The following is a 16,814-nucleotide window of genomic DNA, read 5'->3' as shown; positions in this document are numbered from 1 at the left end:
GGGCTAGCCCGCTTGGCTTGTTTGCCCGTGCCCCACGAACCAACTGTCTGGCCGGCGCTTGAAGAGGGCCTGCGTTGGTGCACAGAGGCAGCCCTAACCTTGTCGCCAGACTGGTCGATGGCTAAACTCACCTTCCCAGGGGAGGGTTCGAACATGGCACTTCAGCTTTCGGCGGACGCTGTAGCTCCTAAGGCGGCAGCACCCGACAAATATCTCTTCGGTCCGGTCGCCGACTTCCTCATGCTTGGCGGCAGCGCGTTTCTCATTCTGCCGGTTCTGTTTCTCGTGCCGCTTGAGTACGAAGGTGCCTTGGCCGCAACGATGGTGTTTGTGGCCTATCTCGTGAACTACCCTCACTTCGCCCACTCCTACCAACTTTTCTACCGCAATTTCGGGCGCAAGGTGAGCGGCGACGGCTACGACAGGAGCCTGCAGATCCGCTACATATTCGCGGGCATCGTCGTTCCCTTGATCATGGCCGGTTTCTTCGCCTACAGCGCTGCGGCAGCGAACACGCGCCTGCTCGGTTATGCAGCCAACGCGATGTTCTTTTTTGTCGGCTGGCACTACGTCAAGCAGGGCTACGGCATGTTGATGGTGGATGCCGTCCTGAAGCGCAAATTCTTCGACGACCGGGACAAGAAGGTGCTGCTCTTCAACAGCTATGCCGTATGGATTTTCGCATGGCTCCAGACGAACACGGCTGTCACCCAGGGGAAATACTACGACCTGGACTACTACACATTCGCTGCCCCTTCCTGGATCTCCAACATTGCCCTGCTGGCGGCCATAGCGTCCACGGCGGTTACGGTTTTGATGCTGGCCAATCGCTGGCGGAAGAACGGCGGCAAGCTGCCGTACAACGGCGTCGTGGCCTATGTCGCGTCGCTCTATCTGTGGATCCTGATCGTGAGAATAAACCCGCTCTGGCTGCTTGTGGTGCCCGCGCTCCACTCGCTGCAGTACCTGGCGGTGGTCTGGCGCTACCAGACCAATTTTGAGCGCGATGGTCCGGACGCTGTCGCAGATCCGCCGCTGAAAATCCTGTCCTTCCTTGGCCCTCTCTACAGGTTTCGGGTCCTGGGATTCATCGTCGCGGGCGCAGCACTTGGATATCTCGGTTTCTGGTTGATCCCGCTGACGCTGACCAATCTGGTCCCCTACGACAGGCAAGTCCTCGGCTCATCGCTGTTCTTCTTCATCGTGTTGATATTCATCAATGTGCACCACTACTTCCTCGACAACGTCATGTGGCGTCGTGGCAATCCGGAAGTGTCGAAGTATCTGTTCCGCTAAGGCTGCCTGGCGATCGGCTGACGGATATCAAGAGCCTTGGAAAACCAGCGAGACATTCCCGCCGGCGTGGCGCTCGAGTCGGCCGGCAAGGTCGAGTTCCAGAAGCACCATGGAAACCTGGGCGGCATGCAGGCCGGTATGCCTGATGATCTCGTCCACCGCCACCGGCGTTGGCCCGAGCACTTCGAGCACACCGGCCCGCTCGTCCTCGCCCGCCGGTGGCGTTGCCGAGAAGTCGGGTGGCTCTTCCAGCGGCGCTGTCCTTGGCGCCCGCGAACCGGCCAGTGGCGCGATGGCGCCGGAAACATCAGATGCCTCGGTGACCAGCGTCGCGCCGTCCTTGAGCAGGCCGTTGGTACCGGCGCAGCGTGGATCGAGCGGCGAGCCGGGGACGGCAAAGACCAGCCGGCCCATCTCGCCGGCCAGCCTGGCGCTGATCAGCGATCCCGAGCGCTGTGCCGCCTCGACCACCACCAGTCCCAGTGCCATGCCGGCAACGAGGCGGTTGCGCCGCGGGAAATCCTGCGCCCTTGGCTGCCAGCCGAACGGCATTTCCGAAACGATGGCGCCGCCGCGCTCGGCGATCTCATTGCACAGTCCGATGTTCTCAGGCGGGTAGGGCAGGTCGAGACCGCCGGCCAGCACACCCACCGTGCCGGTCGAAAGACTGCCTTGATGCGCAGCCGTGTCGATGCCGCGTGCGAGGCCGGAGATAATGCTGTAGCCGTCGCGGCCGAGATCGGCCGCCAGCATCCGCGCCATCTTGATGCCGGCCAGCGAGGCGTTGCGGGCGCCGACAATGGCAATCGCCGGCAGACGGAACACCGCGCCTTCGCCTTTGACCGCCAGCAGCGGCGGCGGATTGTCCATGTTTTTTAGGAGCGGCGGATAGTCGGCTTCACCGATCCCGACGAAGCGGGCGCCGGCCTGGCCTGCCGCCTCCAGTTCCGCCTCGGCCTCGGCAAGGGAAGGAATGCGGACGATCTTTTTGGCGCCGCCGGAAATCATCAGTTCGGGCAGCATCTCCAACGCCGCCTCTGCCGAGCCGAAGCGGTTGATCAGGCCGCGAAACGAGGCGGGGCCGACATTTTGCGTGCGGATCAGGCGCAGCCAGCTCAGCCGCTGCCGGTCGCTGAGGCGCGGCCCGGCGGCAGGCTTGCTCACCCCTTGGCTCCGATCCTGCCCTCGCTGCCGGCGAGAAGCCTTGAGATGTTTTCCCGGTGCTTGAATATGACGATCAGGCTCATCACCAGGAACAGCCCTGCAGTCTGCGGCGTGCCCAGGAAGTAAAGCGCGATCGGCACGATGACCGCCGCCGTCAGCGCCGCCAGCGAGGAGTAGCGGAACAGGAACGCAATCGCCAGCCAGACGACGGCGAAGATCAGCGCCACCTGCCAGGCAAGGCCGATCAGCACGCCGAGATAGGTGGCCACGCCCTTGCCGCCCTTGAAGCCGAGCCAGACCGGAAAGAGATGGCCGAAAAAGGCGCCGAGACCGGCCCAGAGCCCAAGCTCAGGCGCAAAATGACCTGCGATCAGCACGGCCGCCGTGCCTTTCAGCGCATCGAGCAGCAGCGTCGCGGCGGCCAGCCCCCTGCTGCCGGTTCTCAGCACATTGGTGGCGCCGATATTGCCGGAGCCGATCTTGCGCACATCGCCGAGGCCGGCAGCACGGGTGATCAACAGCCCGAACGGGATCGAGCCGAGCAGATAGCCGAACACCAGCGCCAGGACGTAACCCATTGTTTCCCCCCGTATTTCGTGGTCCTGCGGATCGGCGCAGCCGACCTATGCCGAAAACACTGTGCGTCCCGCAACCAGCGTTTGCAAGACCTTGCCTTGCAGGCGCGCGCCTTCGAAACAGGTGTTTTTCGAGCGCGAGCGAATGCCGCTTTCGCTGACGATCCACGGCTCGTCGAGATCGACAAGCGCCAGATCCGCGGCAGCCCCCGGCTTCAGCGTGCCGCCCGGCAGGCCAAACAGTTTTGCCGGCGCAGTGGACAGGGTCTCGATCAGCCTGAGCAGCGTTACGTCGTCATTGTGATAGAGCCGCAGCGCCGCCCCCAGCAGCGTTTCCAGACCGATGGCGCCGGCTGCCGCGTCGGCGAAGGGCAGGCGCTTGGTGTCGACGTCCTGTGGATCATGCGAGGAGACGATGATGTCGATCGTGCCGTCCCTGACCGCTTCGATCATCGCCAGCCGGTCCTCTTCGGCGCGCAGCGGCGGTGTCAGCCGGAAGAAGGTGCGGTATTCCCCGACGTCGTTCTCGTTGAGCGACAGATTGTGAATGGCCACCCCCGACGTGACAGTGGCGCCGTCGGCTTTCGCCCGCGTCACCGCTTGCGCCGCCATCGCCGTCGAAATCTTGGCCGCGTGGTAGGCGCCACGCGTCAGCCGCGCCAGCGCCAGGTCGCGCTCCAGCGGGATGGATTCGGCCTCGCGCGGAATGCCGGCAAGGCCGAGCCAGCTCGCATAGAGGCCTTCGTTCATCACCCCGGCTGCGCCGAGATCGGCGTCCTGGATCTCATGCGCGATCACGCCGCCGAAATCGCGGGCATAGGTCAGCGCCCGGCGCATCACCAGCGCGCTGGATATGGTGTGGCGCCCGTCGGTGAAGGCGACGGCGCCGGCCTCACGCAGCAGGCCGAACTCAGTCATCTCGCGGCCGGCGAGCCCCTTGGTGATCGCCGCCGCCGGGAAGATGTTGACGATGGCCGTGTCCCTGGCGGTGCGCAGCACGAATTCGACCAGCGCGACATTGTCGATCACCGGGTCGGTGTCCGGCATCATGACGATCGAGGTGACACCGCCGGCAGCAGCCGCAACGCTCGCCGAAGCAATGGTTTCGCGGTGCTCGCCGCCCGGTTCGCCGATGAAGACGCGAGCATCGATCAGGCCGGGAATGATCGCCTTGCCGGCACAGTTGATAACGGTTGCACCTTCGGGCGCCCCCTGGTTCAGGGCGGCCTTGCCGGCGGCAACGATCTTTTTCCCGTCGACAATGACCGTGCCGGTCTCGTCAATGCCGCGCGACGGGTCGACGATCCTGGCCCGGTTGAAGACCGTTATGCTCATGCGCCGCGGCCCTCATGGTTGCGGCGCGGATCAAGCAGCGCTTCCATCACCGCCATGCGCACGGCAACGCCCATCTCCACCTGTTCCTGGATGACGCTCTGCGGACCGTCAGCGATTTCCGAGGCGATCTCGACGCCCCGGTTCATCGGGCCGGGATGCATGACCAGCGCGCCATCCTTGGCCGCCTTCAGTTTTTCGGCATCGAGGCCGAAATAGCGGAAATACTCGCGCACCGATGGCACGAAGGCGCCTTCCATGCGCTCGCGCTGCAGGCGCAGCATCATCACCACATCGGCGCCCTTGAGGCCTTCGGCCATCGAGCGGGTGACGATGACGCCCATTTTTTCGATGCCGGTGGGCAGCAGCGTCGAAGGCGCGACGACACGCACTTGTGCGCCAAGCGCGTTGAGCAGCATGATGTTGGAGCGCGCCACGCGCGAATGCAGGATGTCGCCGCAGATCGCCACGATTAGCTTCGACAGCGGTCCTTTGGCGCGGCGGATGGTCAGCGCGTCGAGCAGCGCCTGTGTCGGGTGTTCATGCGCGCCGTCGCCGGCATTGACCACCGAACAGCCGACCTTTTGCGCCAGCAATGCTGCCGCCCCCGCCGACTGGTGGCGAATGATCAATATGTCTGGGCGCATGGCGTTCAGCGTCATCGCCGTGTCGATCAGCGTCTCGCCCTTCTTCACCGAAGAGCTCGCCACCGACATGTTCATGACATCGGCGCCGAGCCGCTTTCCCGCCAACTCGAACGACGACTGCGTGCGCGTCGAGGCTTCATAGAAGAGGTTGATCTGCGTGCGCCCGCGCAGCGTCGAGGTTTTTTTCTCGGACTGCCGAGAGATCGCGACCGCCCGGTCCGCGCGGTCGAGCAACAGCTCGATGTCGGCGGGGGAAAGATCGCGGATGCCCAGAAGATGGCGGTGGGGATAGAGTGGCAGGGACGAAGCGTCGGTCATCTCAAGGCGCTGCTATAGGGTGGAGATTTACCGGCTGCAAGCACCTGCTTTGGATTGAAGCCTTTCTCCCCGGTATTTTCGTCGCGCGCACCGCCTGGCTTCGGCTATATCTAGCCGATGGCTTCGGATTCGTGGCCTTCTGACGATAAGGGCCTTTCTGCCGATAGAAGGATTGGGCGTGACCGACGACGTGACCAACCAGCCGCCGCCGCTGGCAGGCGGCAACGCCTGGCGCGGCGATCCGTTGCTGATCCAGCTCGCCGAGCGCTTTTCCGATCCGGTACGCAAGGATCTCGACGGCCTCGGCCGTTTCGTGCTGACGCATGAGGCGCAGGAACTCGCCCGCCTCGCCAACGCCGAGACGCCGAAGCTCAGGACCCATGACCGCCAGGGCCGCCGCATCGACCAGGTCGAGTTCCATCCAGCCTATCATGCGCTGATGCGCCGCTCGGTCGCCAACGGCCTGCATTCCTCGATCTGGGAAAATGGCGATGCCGAGATCGGTCGCCGCCATCAGGTGCGCGCCGCCCGCTTCTACCTGACCGCCGGGCTCGAGACCGGGCATCTGTGCCCGATCACAATGACCAGCGCTTCGCTTGCCGCATTGATGGCCAGCCCAAAACTGTTTCGCGAATGGGCGCCCAGGGTGACGACGCGCAAATACGACCAGAGCCAGAAGCCGCCGGTCGAAAAGACCGGGCTGACGCTCGGCATGGGCATGACCGAAAAGCAGGGCGGCACCGATGTGCGCGCCAACGTCACCCGAGCCGAGCGTGCCGGCAGCGGATTTTATCGCCTGACCGGCCACAAATGGTTCATGTCGGCGCCGATGTCGGATGCGTTTCTTGTGCTCGGGCAAGCGCCGGAAGGTCTCTCGTGTTTTCTCGTTCCGCGCATCCTGGGTGACGGATCGGGCAACGGCTTCCGCTTTCAGCGGCTGAAGGACAAGCTCGGCAACCGCTCCAACGCGTCCTCGGAGGTCGAGTTCGTCAACGCCATCGGCGAGATGGTCGGGGAGCCGGGGGCGGGCGTCAAGACGATCATGGACATGGTCACACTGACCAGGCTCGACTGCGCCGTCGCCTCGTCGGCGATCATGCGGGCAGGGCTGGCCGAGGCTGTTCATCACACCCGTCATCGCCAGGTGTTCGGTTCGCCGCTGATCGAGCAGCCGCTGATGCAGCGCGTGCTTGCCGACATGGCGCTCGATGTCGCCGCCGCCACCGCGCTGTCGTTCCGGCTGGCTCGTTCTTTCGACGAGGCGGCCAGCGATCGCGGCGAGGCGGCGTTTGCCCGCGCCATGACGCCGGTCGTCAAATACTGGGTCTGCAAGATCGCGCCGCCGCTGCTCTACGAGGCGATGGAATGCCTCGGCGGCAATGGCTATGTCGAGGAAGCGCCGCTCGCCCGCTACTATCGCGAAGCCCCGGTCAACGCCATCTGGGAAGGCTCCGGCAATGTCATGGCGCTCGATGTGCTGCGCGTGCTTGGCCGCGCGCCGGGCCTGTTCGAGGACGTGCTGGCCGGCATCGACCGCGATCTCGGCGCCGGCGGACGCGGCACAATCAGCGTGCTCAAGGCGGCAATGCAGGTCGCCGCGACCGATGAAGGTTCGGCCCGTCTTTTGACCGAGCAACTGGCGCTGTCGGCTGCGGCTGCTGAGCTTCGCAGGCTGGGGGCAGGGCGGATCGCCGATGCCTTCGTCGAAACGCGGCTCGCAGGCCAGTGGCGCAACACCTACGGCATGCTCGATTCACGCCATGATGCGCGCATGATCATCGACACGCTCTATCCGCCGGTGAACTAGGCAGGACCCAAGGGGCGCACGAAGACGCCAAAAAGTTCGCGCACCTGTGGACGGCCGTTAACCTTAACAAATGGTTTCCATTGCGGCGGCGAGCGGCAAAGCCCACTGTCTTTGCTACCAAGGCAGGGACTCCATGCGGCATATTCTGACCTCCTTTCTGGCATTGCACTGGGCAGCCGTTTTCGCCCTGCTGGCGTTCATCTGCATCGATGGAAACCGCGGTGTTGCGGCTGCTCTCGGCGTGCTGGGCGTCGCCGTCCAGGACACACGTTTCGCTGATCTCGAAAACGCTGCCGTCGTGGCGCCGCTGGCCGTCGCGCTGCTGGTCGTGGCGGTGCTGTTCTGCTGGGCCTTTGTCGAGACCTTGGTTAACGTCGCGGCCAATCCAGATGCCGCCGACAGCGTTGTGCGCATCGCCTTCATTTCCGCCTCAGGCGTGCTGTCGCTGATCCTGATCGGCGGCGCCGCGCAAGGCATCAAAGGGCTGTTCATGGTTGTCGCCGTGCAATTGGCAGCCCTTCTGGCGTCCTATGTCGCCATGCTTGCCGAGCGGCGCGCGGCATTTGCGACCGCGGTTGCTGCCGACGGCGAAATCCGTGCCGCGGCACATGTCATGGCCAGGGGCGCGGCGCACGGCTCGTTGCTGTCGCGCATTTCCAGTCGATCGAACACCAACTTGGAGGATGGCCGCTGATGCGCACTTTGTTCGCGCTCTGGGCGGCCCCCATGGCTTTGTTCTGGGGCTGGTTCTACCTTTCGCTCAATGACATCAATTTCGGTTATGTCATGCTCAGCCGGCAACTGCATGACCTCGTGTTTCAGCTGTATGGTCAGATGCTGGGCATCGATCCGGCAATCATTCCCGGCATGGTCGCAAGAGCTTGTGTTTTCGACGGGTTCTTGCTGATGGCCCTGTGGGCGTTCCGCCGCCGCCGCAATATTGCCGCCTGGATCAGGACCCAGTGGATGGATCCGGTTGCGTCCGAGCGCTTGCCGCGAGCGACTGAAGACGGTCAAGGACTCCCTGCAGAATAAAGGCGGCTGCCGCCGAATCGATCTTGCCGGCGCGCTTCTTGCGCGAGAAATCCATTTCGATCAGCGTCCGCTCGGCCGCGACCGTCGACAGCCTCTCGTCCCAAAGCACGAAGGGCAGATCGGTCATGCCTGCCATGTTGCGGACGAAGGCGCGCGATTTCTGCGCCCGCGGACCTTCCGACCCATCCATGTTGACCGGCAGGCCGAGCACGAAAGCGCCGACATTGTCCTTCTGCAGCAGGGCAAGCAGCGCCGCTGCATCCAGCGAGAACTTCTTGCGCATGATGACCGGGCGCGGGTGAGCGAAGGAAAAGCCACGGTCGGAAACGGCGACGCCGATCGTCTTGTCGCCGAGATCGAGCCCCGCCAGCGTCTTGCCGCCAGCGAGCCGGGTTGGCAATTCCTCGATGCGGATGATGCCCAATGGTCTTCCTTCGCCCTTCACCACCACGTGTTTTGTCAAACGCGCAACGGACACAGTAACCCTTTGATCTCAGGGCCGTCGGCGTTCTATCCTTTGGCACGGCAAAAATCGAGGAATGCATTGATGAAATTGACCTGGTACGGACATTCGGCCTTTCGCGTCGAGACCGAAGGGGCGACTATCCTTATCGACCCCTATCTGATTGGTAATCCGTCATGGACAGGTGGCTGGGAAGGTCCTGCGGAAGGCGTCACGCATGTGCTGTTGACCCATGGTCACAACGATCATGTTAGCGGCGCGGTGGAGGTGCTGAAGAAGAGCGGCGCCCAGTTGGTCGCCAATTACGAGATCTGCATGTACCTGGTCGGCAAAGGCGTCAGCGGCAATAAGATCAATCCCGGCAACATCGGCGGCACCGTCGATTGCGGCGCCTTCACCACGACCTTCGTCCAGGCGCTGCATTCCTCGTCGTTTGGCGTCGACGGCGGCCAGAACATCTATCTCGGCAATCCGGGCGGGCTCGTCCTGCATTTCCCCGAGGACAAGACGCTCTACCATATGGGCGACACCGACATTTTCTCCGACATGGCGCTGATCAACGAACTGCACGAGCCGAAGATCGGCATTGTGCCGATCGGCGACCGCTTCACCATGGGCGGTGCCGTGGCAGCCCTTGCCTGCCGGCGTTTCTTCGGCTTCGATACGGTGGTACCCTGTCACTTCGGCACGTTCCCGATCATCGACCAGACGGCTGAAAAGTTCGTGGCCGGGCTGGAAGGATCGGGTGTCGAGGTTGCCTTGCCGAAAATAGGCCAGACCATCACGTTGTAGAGTGAGACACAGTTTATCGAAAAAATGGAATAAAACCATGGCTTTGAGACAATCTCTTTGCATCTCGATGTTGGTTGCGGCCTCTCCCGCGGCCGCCGCGGAAGATTTCATCGAGGGCGTCTATCTGCAGTCCAAGGAGCTTTGCGCGCAGGCCAAGAAGGATACTTTGCAGACCGTGATCGATGCAGGCAACGTTGTGCTGTCGGCGCGCGGCCTGGACAGCGTCGAATACAATTGCGAGTTCCTGCAGATCACCAAGGCGACAAGCGCGCCGAGCTGGGCGGTGACCGCCATCTGCCAGGAGCCGGACAATGTCTTTCCCGATGTTTTGTCTGTTACCCAAATGAACGCGAGCCAGATCGACCTGGTTTCGGTTCGCCCGGTTGCCGACGAAGGTGAGCAGAGCGGCAATGGTGGCAGCTATTTCCTCTGCGACGGTGTGGCTTTGCCATAGGATGAATGCTCTGGGAGAGGACGATACAACGCATGCGGCGTGATAGCGTGACCCGATGGGCATCCTGAAACGGGCGCGGTCGGTTCTCGGTCTGGAGCGCCCCGTCTTCCAGACGCTGGAACTGCACGTTGCGCATGGTTGCAATCTGACGTGCGAAAGCTGCTCGCATTATTCCAACCATGCCCATGCCGGCACGGTCTCGTTGGAGGAGGCCGATCGCTGGATGGGTTTTTGGAGCCGGCGCGTATCGGTGACGCTGTTCAAGCTGCTCGGCGGCGAGCCGACGATCCATCCGGAACTGCCGCGTTTTGTCGGCCTGGTGCGACGGCACTGGCCGCGGGCGCGCATCGAAATCATCAGCAACGGTTTCTTTCTGCACCGCCATCCGACATTGCCGGCCATCCTCGCCGCCGATCCCCGTGCGCACTTGGTCATCTCCATCCATCATGATTCGCCTGAATACAGCGAGAAACTGAAACCGGTCTTCGCCTTGCTGGAGATGTGGCGGCGAGACCATGGCGTGGCCGCCATAATCAACCCGTCGAGCAAGAACTGGACCCGGCGCTACGAAGGCTTTGGCGACACCATGCTGCCCTTTGACGATGGTGACACGCGCGCCAGCTGGGAGGTCTGTCCGGCCCGCCATTGCAAACAGCTCTACAACGGCAGCATCTGGAAATGTGCGCCGCTGGCCTATCTGCCGATGCAGAAGGCGAAATATCGCCTTTCCGAGAAATGGGATCCCTATCTTGCCTACAAACCGCTTGCGCCCGGCTGCTCGCGGGCGGCGTTGAAGGCCTTCGCAGCGCTGGAAGACGAGGCGGCCTGCGGCATGTGTTCAGCCGAGAAACGCCTTTTTGAATTGCCCATCCCGCTGCGCATGCCGAAGAACCGCGTCGGTATCGCGACCTGAACCCCGACACGATGCAGTTGCGTAGGCTGCGCCGCGCCGCTATAGCGCGATCTGGTTTTCCCAAAGGCGACAAATATGTCCGTTGATCTTCAGACAGTGAAGCGCGTTGCGCGTCTCGCCCGCATTGCGGTGAGCGAGGAGGATGCCGAGCGCATGACCGGCGAGCTCAACGCCATCCTCGGCTTTGTCGAGCAGTTGAACGAGGTCGATGTTTCCGGCGTCGAGCCGATGACCTCGGTGACGCCGATGGAGATGAAGAAGCGCCAGGATGTCGTCACCGATGGCAGCAAGGCCGCCGACATCGTCGCCAACGCGCCGGCCACCGAAGAGAATTTCTTCCTGGTACCGAAGGTCGTGGAGTAGCCGCAATGGCAATCGAGATCGCCATTGAGACGCCGCTGCAGGACGATGTGCGCGGGCTGGTCGAGGAGCTCAACGCGACGCTGCTCGAACTGACGCCGCCCGAGCATTGCTATCATTTGACCGTCGAGCAGATGGCCGGTGAGGACACCACCGTCTTCATCGCCCGCGACAATGGCCTGGCCATAGGCTGCGGCGCGCTGAAGCGCCACGACAGGACCGTCGGCGAGGTCAAGCGCATGTACACGCGGCCTTCGCATCGCGGCCGCAAGATCGGCGCCAGGATCGTCGAGCGTGTCGAAGCGCTGGCCCGCGACGAAGGTCTGAAGCGTCTGGTGCTGGAAACCGGCGACCGCCATCCGGCGGCGTGGACCGTCTACGAACGTGCCGGCTTCTCGCGCTGCGGCCCGGTGTTGGATTATCCCGATTCCGAGTGGTCGGTATTTTACGAAAAGAGCCTTTGATGAGCGACCTGACCCAGCTGACGATTTCGCAGGCCCGCGCCAAGCTGCGCGCCAAGGAAATCACCGCCGCCGAGATCACCGAGGCCTATCTCTCGGCGATCGAGCGCGCCAACCCGTCGCTCAATGCTTATATCGTCGTCACCGGCGACAAGGCGCGCGACATGGCCAAGGCCTCCGACGCCAAACTGGCAAAAGGTGAGGGCGGTTCGCTGGAAGGCATCCCGCTCGGCATCAAGGATCTGTTCGGCACCGAGGGCGTCCATACCCAGGCCTGCAGCCATGTGCTGGACGGCTTCAGGCCACGCTACGAATCGACCGTCACCGCCAATTTATGGGCCGATGGCGCCGTCATGCTGGGCAAGCTCAACATGGACGAGTTCGCCATGGGCTCGTCCAACGAGACCTCTTACTACGGCCCGGTCGTCAACCCGTGGCGGCGTTCGCGCCTCGACACGGTGGTGATGCCGACCACGCATCAGGGCGATGGCGGCTTTGTTTCCGCCGGCGGCACCAGGACCGCCCGCACGCTCGATAACGCCCAGCTGGTGCCCGGCGGTTCGTCCGGCGGATCGGCTTCCGCCGTCTCGGCCTTTCTGTGCGCCGGCGCCACCGCGACCGACACCGGCGGCTCGATYCGCCAGCCCGCKGCCTTYACCGGCAYKGTMGGCATCAAGCCGACCTATGGCCGYTGYTCSCGCTGGGGCATCGTYGCCTTCGCCTCSTCGCTSGACCAGGCCGGGCCGATTGCTCGCGATGTGCGCGATGCCGCGATACTGTTGAAGTCGATGGCTTCTGTCGATCCAAAGGACACCACTTCGGTCGACCGGCCGGTGCCGGACTACGAGGCGGCGATCGGCAAGCCGATGAAGGGCATGAAGGTCGGCATCCCCAGGGAGTACCGCGTCGACGGCATGCCGGAAGAGATCGAGGCGCTGTGGCAGAAGGGCATTGCCTGGCTGAAGGACGCCGGCGCCGAAATCGTCGACATCTCGCTGCCGCATACGAAATACGCCCTGCCGGCCTATTACATCGTCGCGCCCGCCGAAGCCTCGTCCAACCTCGCCCGCTATGACGGCGTCCGCTACGGCCTGCGCGTGCCGGGCAAGGACATCGTCGACATGTATGAAAAAACCCGCGCCGCCGGTTTCGGCCGTGAGGTCAAGCGCCGCATCATGATCGGCACCTATGTGCTATCGGCCGGCTATTACGATGCCTACTATTTGCAGGCGCAGAAGGTGCGCAACCTGATCAAGCGCGATTTTGAAAACGTCTTTGCAGCAGGCGTCGACGTCATCCTGACGCCGGCAACGCCGTCGGCCGCCTTCGGCATCGCCGACGAGGACATGGCCGCCGATCCGGTGAAAATGTACCTCAACGACATTTTTACGGTGACCGTGAATATGGCCGGCCTGCCGGGCATAGCTGTGCCCGCCGGCCTCGACGCCAAGGGCCTACCGCTCGGCCTGCAGTTGATCGGCCGGCCCTTCGACGAGGAAACCCTGTTCCAGACCGCTGCCGTCATCGAGCAGGCGGCCGGCACATTTCAGCCGGAGAAGTGGTGGTAGGATGCCGCCCTGGTCTCGTATTTCCATCGTCGAGACGAGAGACGAACTGCTGATCACCAACCCGCCACGCACCTCCGATTTCAGGACAGGCTTTGTCCTGATAGGGGCCGCGATCGTAGCCTACACCGGCTACATGGGATTGAGAGACACGTCGCCTGCGACGGTCAGCAGCGGCACGCTTGGCCTGCTGTCGTTCGTGGCGGTCATTGCCCTCTTCACCTATTTCCTCGGCAAGGATTTCATCTGGCTGGTGTTCGGCAAGGAAACCCTGCGGCTGACCAACACCGCAGCCGTGCGCGAGGTCAGGGGTTCTTTGCAAAATCGTTCGTCATTGCCCTTGAAAGGGCACCTTAAGGTCGAAATCCTCGACCATACCTACCCGACGGATGAAGCCGGACTGTCGGAAGTCATGCGCTTGACCAACGCGAATGGCTCGCTTGATTTCGGCAGGGAATTGAGCCGTCCGGAGGCGGAGGATGTGGCGAGTGCGATTCAGGACTTCATCGGCCGTCAAAAATTCAGGCTGGTGATAGGCGGGTAATATGTTCTTCTATCTCTCCAAGATCTTCTGGTTCTTCATCCAGCCGCTCAACCTGGCCATTTTTCTGCTGCTGGCCGGGCTGCTTGCCGCCTTGCTTGGGCGCAGGAGGCTGTTTGCCACCGGCAGCGTGCTGGCCTTCCTGATCCTGGCGCTTTCGGCCTGGACCTCGCTTGGCGCCATGATGCTCACTCCGCTGGAGGAGCGTTTTCCGCGCCCGCCGCTGCCGCAAAAGGTCGACGGCATCGTCGTCCTCGGCGGCGGTTTCGAGGGCGCCATCAATCTGGTGCGCGGTGGTTATGAGCTGAACTCCGGCGGCGACCGCATGGTCGAGACGGCGATCCTTGCCCGGCGTTTTCCCGAGGCCAAGGTGGTTGTCTCCGGCGGCACCGGCGAATTGTTTCTCGATGGCGAGGGCGATGCCACCACCGCACCACGCCTGCTGACCGCCCTTGGCGTGACCGCAGACCGACTGATCCTCGAGAACAAATCGCGCAACACCTATGAGAATGCTGTCTTCACCAAGGGTTTGGTGACGCCGAAGCCCGGCGAAACCTGGCTGCTGGTGACCTCGGCCTTCCACATGCCGCGCGCCAAGGCGCTGTTCGACAAAGCCGGCTTTGCGACGGTTCCCTGGCCGGTCGACTATCGCACCTCGGGGCGGGAAGGCATCGGTCTGTTTCGCGACAATCCCGCCGACTCCCTGCAGGTCACGACCATGGCGATCCGTGAGTGGATCGGCCTCTTCGCCTATTGGCTTTCGGGCCGCATCGATCAACCTTTTCCAGGCCCCGGCGGCTGACCGATCACGGCCTGGCGTGCCGCCGAGAAGAACTGGCGGCGCACCAGCACTGCCAGTAGCAGCAGCGTCGACAGCACGAACACCATCGGATCGACGAACCAGCCGAGATAGGCGATCGAGAAGAACACGCCGCGCAGGCCGGAATTGAAATGCTTGCCGGCCAGCATATTCATGCGCGTCGCACGCCACACCGCCGTTTGCGTAACCGGATTTAGCGCAGCTTCGCCATGCGGGATCGGCACCGCGCCGATGAGGATCGAGCAATAGTTGAACAGCCGGTACGCCCAGCCGAACTTGAAGAAGGAAAAGGCGAGGATCAGCACCAGTCCGAACACTTTCACCTGAAAAGCCGCGCGTGATGGTGCCCCGCCTAGCGGCAGGTCGCTCAGCACCGACAGAACCTGGTCGGAGGCGCCAAGCAGCGCAAAACAGCCGCCAAGCGCGATCAGTGCGCTGGAGGCGAAGAAAGCGGTGCCTTGCTGCAGGCCGCTCATGATGGCGGTGTCGACGATACGGATCTCGCGCTCGGCCATGGTCCGCATCCAGGCCTCGCGCTGCGCATTCATCGCTGTCGTCAGCGACACGCGGCTGACCAGCTTTCCGTCGGAGGCGAGCGTATGCAGCACCCACACGACAAGAAAGAAAGCCAGCGCCGCGAGATCGGCCGTCGACAGGTGGAAGGAATCGCCCATGCGTTGCTTTTACCACAAGCAGCGGGGCTGCTTCGATGGTCGATCGCGACCGTGTCGCTGCCGGAGCAAACAAGGTCGGCTGGTGCTGCGCCGCGCTCCTCAAAAGAGCGGAAACATTATGAGAATTCCTATATGGAGTCCTTGATCGCACTCCCGGAGACAGCGCAGCGTGTTCCTTTCGGTTTTCGACCTGTTCAAGATCGGCATCGGACCGTCGAGTTCGCACACGATGGGACCGATGACGGCGGCGGCCCGGTTTCTCGACGAGATCCTGGGTGATGACTGGCCGCGTCCGGCCGGCGTCAAGGTCGATCGCATCGGCGCCAGCCTGCACGGCTCGCTCGCCTACACGGGTATCGGCCATGGCTCGGATCGCGCTGTCGTGCTTGGTCTTGCCGGCCTGACGCCGCAGACGGTCGACCCTGATCAGGCCGACGGCATCGCCACACGCATCGCCGCCGACAAGCGGATTTCGCCGCCCGGTCATCCTTCCTATCGCTTCGATCCGGCGACGGACCTGGTGCTCGACAGGAAAACGCCGCTCACCGGCCACGCCAACGGCATGGCGTTCTACGCCTATGATGCCGGCGACCGCCTGCTGCTCAAGCGCATCTATTATTCGATCGGCGGCGGCTTCGTCGTTTCGGAAGAAGAGCTGCAGCGGATGAAGGTGAAAGGGTCGGTGACGACAGAAGGCAAGAAAGTGCCTTATCCCTTCAAGAACGCCGTCGAGATGTTGAAGATGGCGGCCAAGAGCGGGCTTTCCATTGCCGAGATGAAGCGCGTCAACGAGGAGACGCAGATGACGCGCGAGGCGCTAGACGCCGGGCTCGACGGCATCTGGAGCGCCATGAAAGGCTGCATCGATCGCGGCCTGTCGCAGGACGGCATCATGCCGGGCGGGCTAAAAGTGCGCCGGCGCGCGCGCATGCTGCACGACAAGCTGCAGGAGCAGTGGCAGCAGAACAAGCCAAACCCGTTGCTCGCCAATGACTGGCTGTCCATTTACGCCATGGCGGTCAATGAAGAGAACGCCGCCGGCGGCCGCGTCGTCACCGCGCCGACCAATGGTGCTGCCGGCACGCTGCCTGCTGTGCTGCGCTACTGGCTGCATTTCCATCCCGAGGCCGACCAGCCCAGCATCCGCGATTTCCTGCTGACGGCGGCGGCCGTCGGCGGCATCATCAAGACCAATGCTTCGATCTCCGGCGCTGAAGTCGGCTGTCAGGGCGAGGTCGGTTCGGCCTCGGCGATGGCCGCGGCAGGCCTCTGTGCCGTCATGGGCGGCACGCCAGAGCAGGTCGAGAACGCCGCCGAGATCGCGCTCGAACATCATCTCGGCATGACCTGCGATCCGGTCGGCGGGCTGGTGCAGGTGCCTTGCATCGAGCGCAACGCGCTCGGCGCCGTCAAGGCGGTGACCGCCGCTTCGCTTGCCATCAAGGGCGACGGCGTCCATTTCGTGCCGCTCGACGCCGCGATCGAGACCATGCGCCAGACTGGCCTCGACATGAACGAGAAGTACAAGGAAACCAGCCTCGGTGGGCTGGCCGTTAATGTGGTGGAGTGCTGAGGGCTCTGGCCCACACTGGTACTG

At 63.3% G+C, this 16,814-nt stretch carries 19 protein-coding genes; 13 read left to right on the top strand and 6 right to left on the bottom strand.

Going from position 1 to position 16,814, the window contains the following annotated elements; all coding sequences use genetic code 11:
* Positions 1-117 precede the first annotated feature (117 nt).
* On the top strand, positions 118-1,296 hold the full coding sequence (locus AC1DXN_RS06515) for a hypothetical protein (RefSeq protein WP_477269589.1): 1,179 nt from the start codon (positions 118-120) through the stop codon (positions 1,294-1,296).
* A gap of 27 nt (positions 1,297-1,323) precedes the next feature.
* Here the strand turns inward: AC1DXN_RS06515 and dprA are convergent, their stop codons facing one another.
* The 4 genes from dprA to AC1DXN_RS06495 are packed head-to-tail and all read right to left on the bottom strand — an operon-like array spanning position 1,324 to position 5,332.
* Complete coding sequence (gene dprA / locus AC1DXN_RS06510; protein WP_477269591.1) at positions 1,324-2,460, bottom strand: DNA-processing protein DprA; 1,137 nt, start codon at positions 2,458-2,460, stop codon at positions 1,324-1,326.
* Positions 2,457-3,038, bottom strand: coding sequence for a glycerol-3-phosphate 1-O-acyltransferase PlsY (gene plsY, locus AC1DXN_RS06505; protein WP_477269593.1), 582 nt, complete (start codon positions 3,036-3,038; stop codon positions 2,457-2,459). Before plsY ends, dprA begins: the two co-directional genes overlap by 4 nt.
* Positions 3,039-3,083: 45 nt before the next feature.
* On the bottom strand, positions 3,084-4,370 hold the full coding sequence (locus AC1DXN_RS06500; RefSeq protein WP_477269595.1) for a dihydroorotase: 1,287 nt from the start codon (positions 4,368-4,370) through the stop codon (positions 3,084-3,086).
* Positions 4,367-5,332 carry an aspartate carbamoyltransferase catalytic subunit gene (locus AC1DXN_RS06495; RefSeq protein WP_477247172.1) on the bottom strand — a complete coding sequence of 322 codons (966 nt, stop codon included), beginning with the start codon at positions 5,330-5,332 and terminating at the stop codon, positions 4,367-4,369. The genes AC1DXN_RS06500 and AC1DXN_RS06495 overlap by 4 nt, the downstream gene beginning before the upstream one ends.
* A gap of 178 nt (positions 5,333-5,510) precedes the next feature.
* On the opposite strand from AC1DXN_RS06495, the gene AC1DXN_RS06490 reads away from it, so the two are divergent.
* The 3 genes from AC1DXN_RS06490 (at position 5,511) to AC1DXN_RS06480 (ending at position 8,174) form a co-directional block, all read left to right on the top strand.
* Positions 5,511-7,139 carry a DNA alkylation response protein gene (locus AC1DXN_RS06490; RefSeq protein ID WP_477269597.1) on the top strand — a complete coding sequence of 543 codons (1,629 nt, stop codon included), beginning with the start codon at positions 5,511-5,513 and terminating at the stop codon, positions 7,137-7,139.
* A 133-nt stretch (positions 7,140-7,272) separates the two neighbouring features.
* Positions 7,273-7,833: a hypothetical protein gene (locus AC1DXN_RS06485; RefSeq protein WP_477269599.1), complete on the top strand. Its 561-nt coding sequence runs from the start codon at positions 7,273-7,275 to the stop codon at positions 7,831-7,833.
* The gene (locus AC1DXN_RS06480; RefSeq protein ID WP_477269601.1) at positions 7,833-8,174 is read left to right on the top strand and encodes a DUF6105 family protein; all 342 of its coding nucleotides are present in this window, start codon (positions 7,833-7,835) and stop codon (positions 8,172-8,174) included. The genes AC1DXN_RS06485 and AC1DXN_RS06480 overlap by 1 nt, the downstream gene beginning before the upstream one ends.
* On the opposite strand, the gene ruvX is transcribed toward AC1DXN_RS06480, so the two are convergent.
* Positions 8,092-8,598: a Holliday junction resolvase RuvX gene (ruvX, locus tag AC1DXN_RS06475; RefSeq protein ID WP_477269603.1), complete on the bottom strand. Its 507-nt coding sequence runs from the start codon at positions 8,596-8,598 to the stop codon at positions 8,092-8,094. The genes AC1DXN_RS06480 and ruvX overlap by 83 nt on opposite strands.
* A 123-nt stretch (positions 8,599-8,721) precedes the next feature.
* Between ruvX and AC1DXN_RS06470 the strand changes: the two genes are divergently transcribed.
* The 8 genes from AC1DXN_RS06470 to AC1DXN_RS06435 all read left to right on the top strand — a co-directional run bounded on the left by AC1DXN_RS06470 (position 8,722) and on the right by AC1DXN_RS06435 (position 14,525).
* A complete protein-coding gene (locus AC1DXN_RS06470) occupies positions 8,722-9,429 on the top strand; it encodes a metal-dependent hydrolase (protein WP_477247162.1) in 708 nt (235 codons plus the stop codon).
* 37 nt (positions 9,430-9,466) lie between these two features.
* Complete coding sequence (locus tag AC1DXN_RS06465) at positions 9,467-9,883, top strand: hypothetical protein (RefSeq protein ID WP_477269605.1); 417 nt, start codon at positions 9,467-9,469, stop codon at positions 9,881-9,883.
* Between the two features lie 55 nt (positions 9,884-9,938).
* A complete protein-coding gene (locus AC1DXN_RS06460; RefSeq protein WP_477269607.1) occupies positions 9,939-10,796 on the top strand; it encodes a radical SAM protein in 858 nt (285 codons plus the stop codon).
* A gap of 75 nt (positions 10,797-10,871) precedes the next feature.
* Positions 10,872-11,159: an Asp-tRNA(Asn)/Glu-tRNA(Gln) amidotransferase subunit GatC gene (gene gatC / locus AC1DXN_RS06455; protein ID WP_095793007.1), complete on the top strand. Its 288-nt coding sequence runs from the start codon at positions 10,872-10,874 to the stop codon at positions 11,157-11,159.
* Between the two features lie 5 nt (positions 11,160-11,164).
* Positions 11,165-11,620 carry a GNAT family N-acetyltransferase gene (locus AC1DXN_RS06450; RefSeq protein ID WP_477269609.1) on the top strand — a complete coding sequence of 152 codons (456 nt, stop codon included), beginning with the start codon at positions 11,165-11,167 and terminating at the stop codon, positions 11,618-11,620.
* Positions 11,620-13,185, top strand: coding sequence for an amidase (locus tag AC1DXN_RS06445; RefSeq protein ID WP_477421506.1), 1,566 nt, complete (start codon positions 11,620-11,622; stop codon positions 13,183-13,185). The genes AC1DXN_RS06450 and AC1DXN_RS06445 overlap by 1 nt, the downstream gene beginning before the upstream one ends.
* A gap of 1 nt (position 13,186) precedes the next feature.
* Positions 13,187-13,726, top strand: a complete 540-nt coding sequence (locus AC1DXN_RS06440; RefSeq protein WP_477269612.1) for a hypothetical protein — start codon at positions 13,187-13,189, stop codon at positions 13,724-13,726.
* A 1-nt stretch (position 13,727) separates the two neighbouring features.
* Positions 13,728-14,525 carry a YdcF family protein gene (locus AC1DXN_RS06435; RefSeq protein WP_477269614.1) on the top strand — a complete coding sequence of 266 codons (798 nt, stop codon included), beginning with the start codon at positions 13,728-13,730 and terminating at the stop codon, positions 14,523-14,525.
* On the opposite strand, the gene AC1DXN_RS06430 is transcribed toward AC1DXN_RS06435, so the two are convergent.
* Complete coding sequence (locus tag AC1DXN_RS06430; RefSeq protein ID WP_477269616.1) at positions 14,498-15,217, bottom strand: DUF599 domain-containing protein; 720 nt, start codon at positions 15,215-15,217, stop codon at positions 14,498-14,500. The genes AC1DXN_RS06435 and AC1DXN_RS06430 overlap by 28 nt on opposite strands.
* Positions 15,218-15,386: 169 nt before the next feature.
* On the opposite strand from AC1DXN_RS06430, the gene AC1DXN_RS06425 reads away from it, so the two are divergent.
* Positions 15,387-16,790, top strand: a complete 1,404-nt coding sequence (locus tag AC1DXN_RS06425) for an L-serine ammonia-lyase (RefSeq protein WP_477269618.1) — start codon at positions 15,387-15,389, stop codon at positions 16,788-16,790.
* The last annotated feature ends 24 nt before the right edge of the window (positions 16,791-16,814 follow it).

The sequence above is a fragment of the Mesorhizobium sp. P2_H9 genome (genome assembly GCF_056403215.1).
The sequence above is the reverse complement of the archived record's forward strand: the minus strand, read 5'-3'. Positions and strand labels throughout refer to the sequence as shown.

Excerpts from the sequence above, each read along its gene's own strand:
- AC1DXN_RS06500 (WP_477269595.1), bottom strand. The coding sequence starts at position 4,370 with ATGAGCATAACGGTCTTCAACCGGGCCAGGATCGTCGACCCGTCGCGC.
- AC1DXN_RS06485 (WP_477269599.1), top strand. The coding sequence starts at position 7,273 with ATGCGGCATATTCTGACCTCCTTTCTGGCATTGCACTGGGCAGCCGTT.
- AC1DXN_RS06450 (WP_477269609.1), top strand. The coding sequence starts at position 11,165 with ATGGCAATCGAGATCGCCATTGAGACGCCGCTGCAGGACGATGTGCGC.
- gatC (WP_095793007.1), top strand. The coding sequence starts at position 10,872 with ATGTCCGTTGATCTTCAGACAGTGAAGCGCGTTGCGCGTCTCGCCCGC.
- AC1DXN_RS06460 (WP_477269607.1), top strand. The coding sequence starts at position 9,939 with ATGGGCATCCTGAAACGGGCGCGGTCGGTTCTCGGTCTGGAGCGCCCC.
- AC1DXN_RS06515 (WP_477269589.1), top strand. The coding sequence starts at position 118 with ATGGCTAAACTCACCTTCCCAGGGGAGGGTTCGAACATGGCACTTCAG.
- AC1DXN_RS06480 (WP_477269601.1), top strand. The coding sequence starts at position 7,833 with ATGCGCACTTTGTTCGCGCTCTGGGCGGCCCCCATGGCTTTGTTCTGG.
- AC1DXN_RS06470 (WP_477247162.1), top strand. The coding sequence starts at position 8,722 with ATGAAATTGACCTGGTACGGACATTCGGCCTTTCGCGTCGAGACCGAA.
- AC1DXN_RS06435 (WP_477269614.1), top strand. The coding sequence starts at position 13,728 with ATGTTCTTCTATCTCTCCAAGATCTTCTGGTTCTTCATCCAGCCGCTC.
- AC1DXN_RS06430 (WP_477269616.1), bottom strand. The coding sequence starts at position 15,217 with ATGGGCGATTCCTTCCACCTGTCGACGGCCGATCTCGCGGCGCTGGCT.
- AC1DXN_RS06495 (WP_477247172.1), bottom strand. The coding sequence starts at position 5,332 with ATGACCGACGCTTCGTCCCTGCCACTCTATCCCCACCGCCATCTTCTG.
- plsY (WP_477269593.1), bottom strand. The coding sequence starts at position 3,038 with ATGGGTTACGTCCTGGCGCTGGTGTTCGGCTATCTGCTCGGCTCGATC.
- AC1DXN_RS06465 (WP_477269605.1), top strand. The coding sequence starts at position 9,467 with ATGGCTTTGAGACAATCTCTTTGCATCTCGATGTTGGTTGCGGCCTCT.
- AC1DXN_RS06440 (WP_477269612.1), top strand. The coding sequence starts at position 13,187 with ATGCCGCCCTGGTCTCGTATTTCCATCGTCGAGACGAGAGACGAACTG.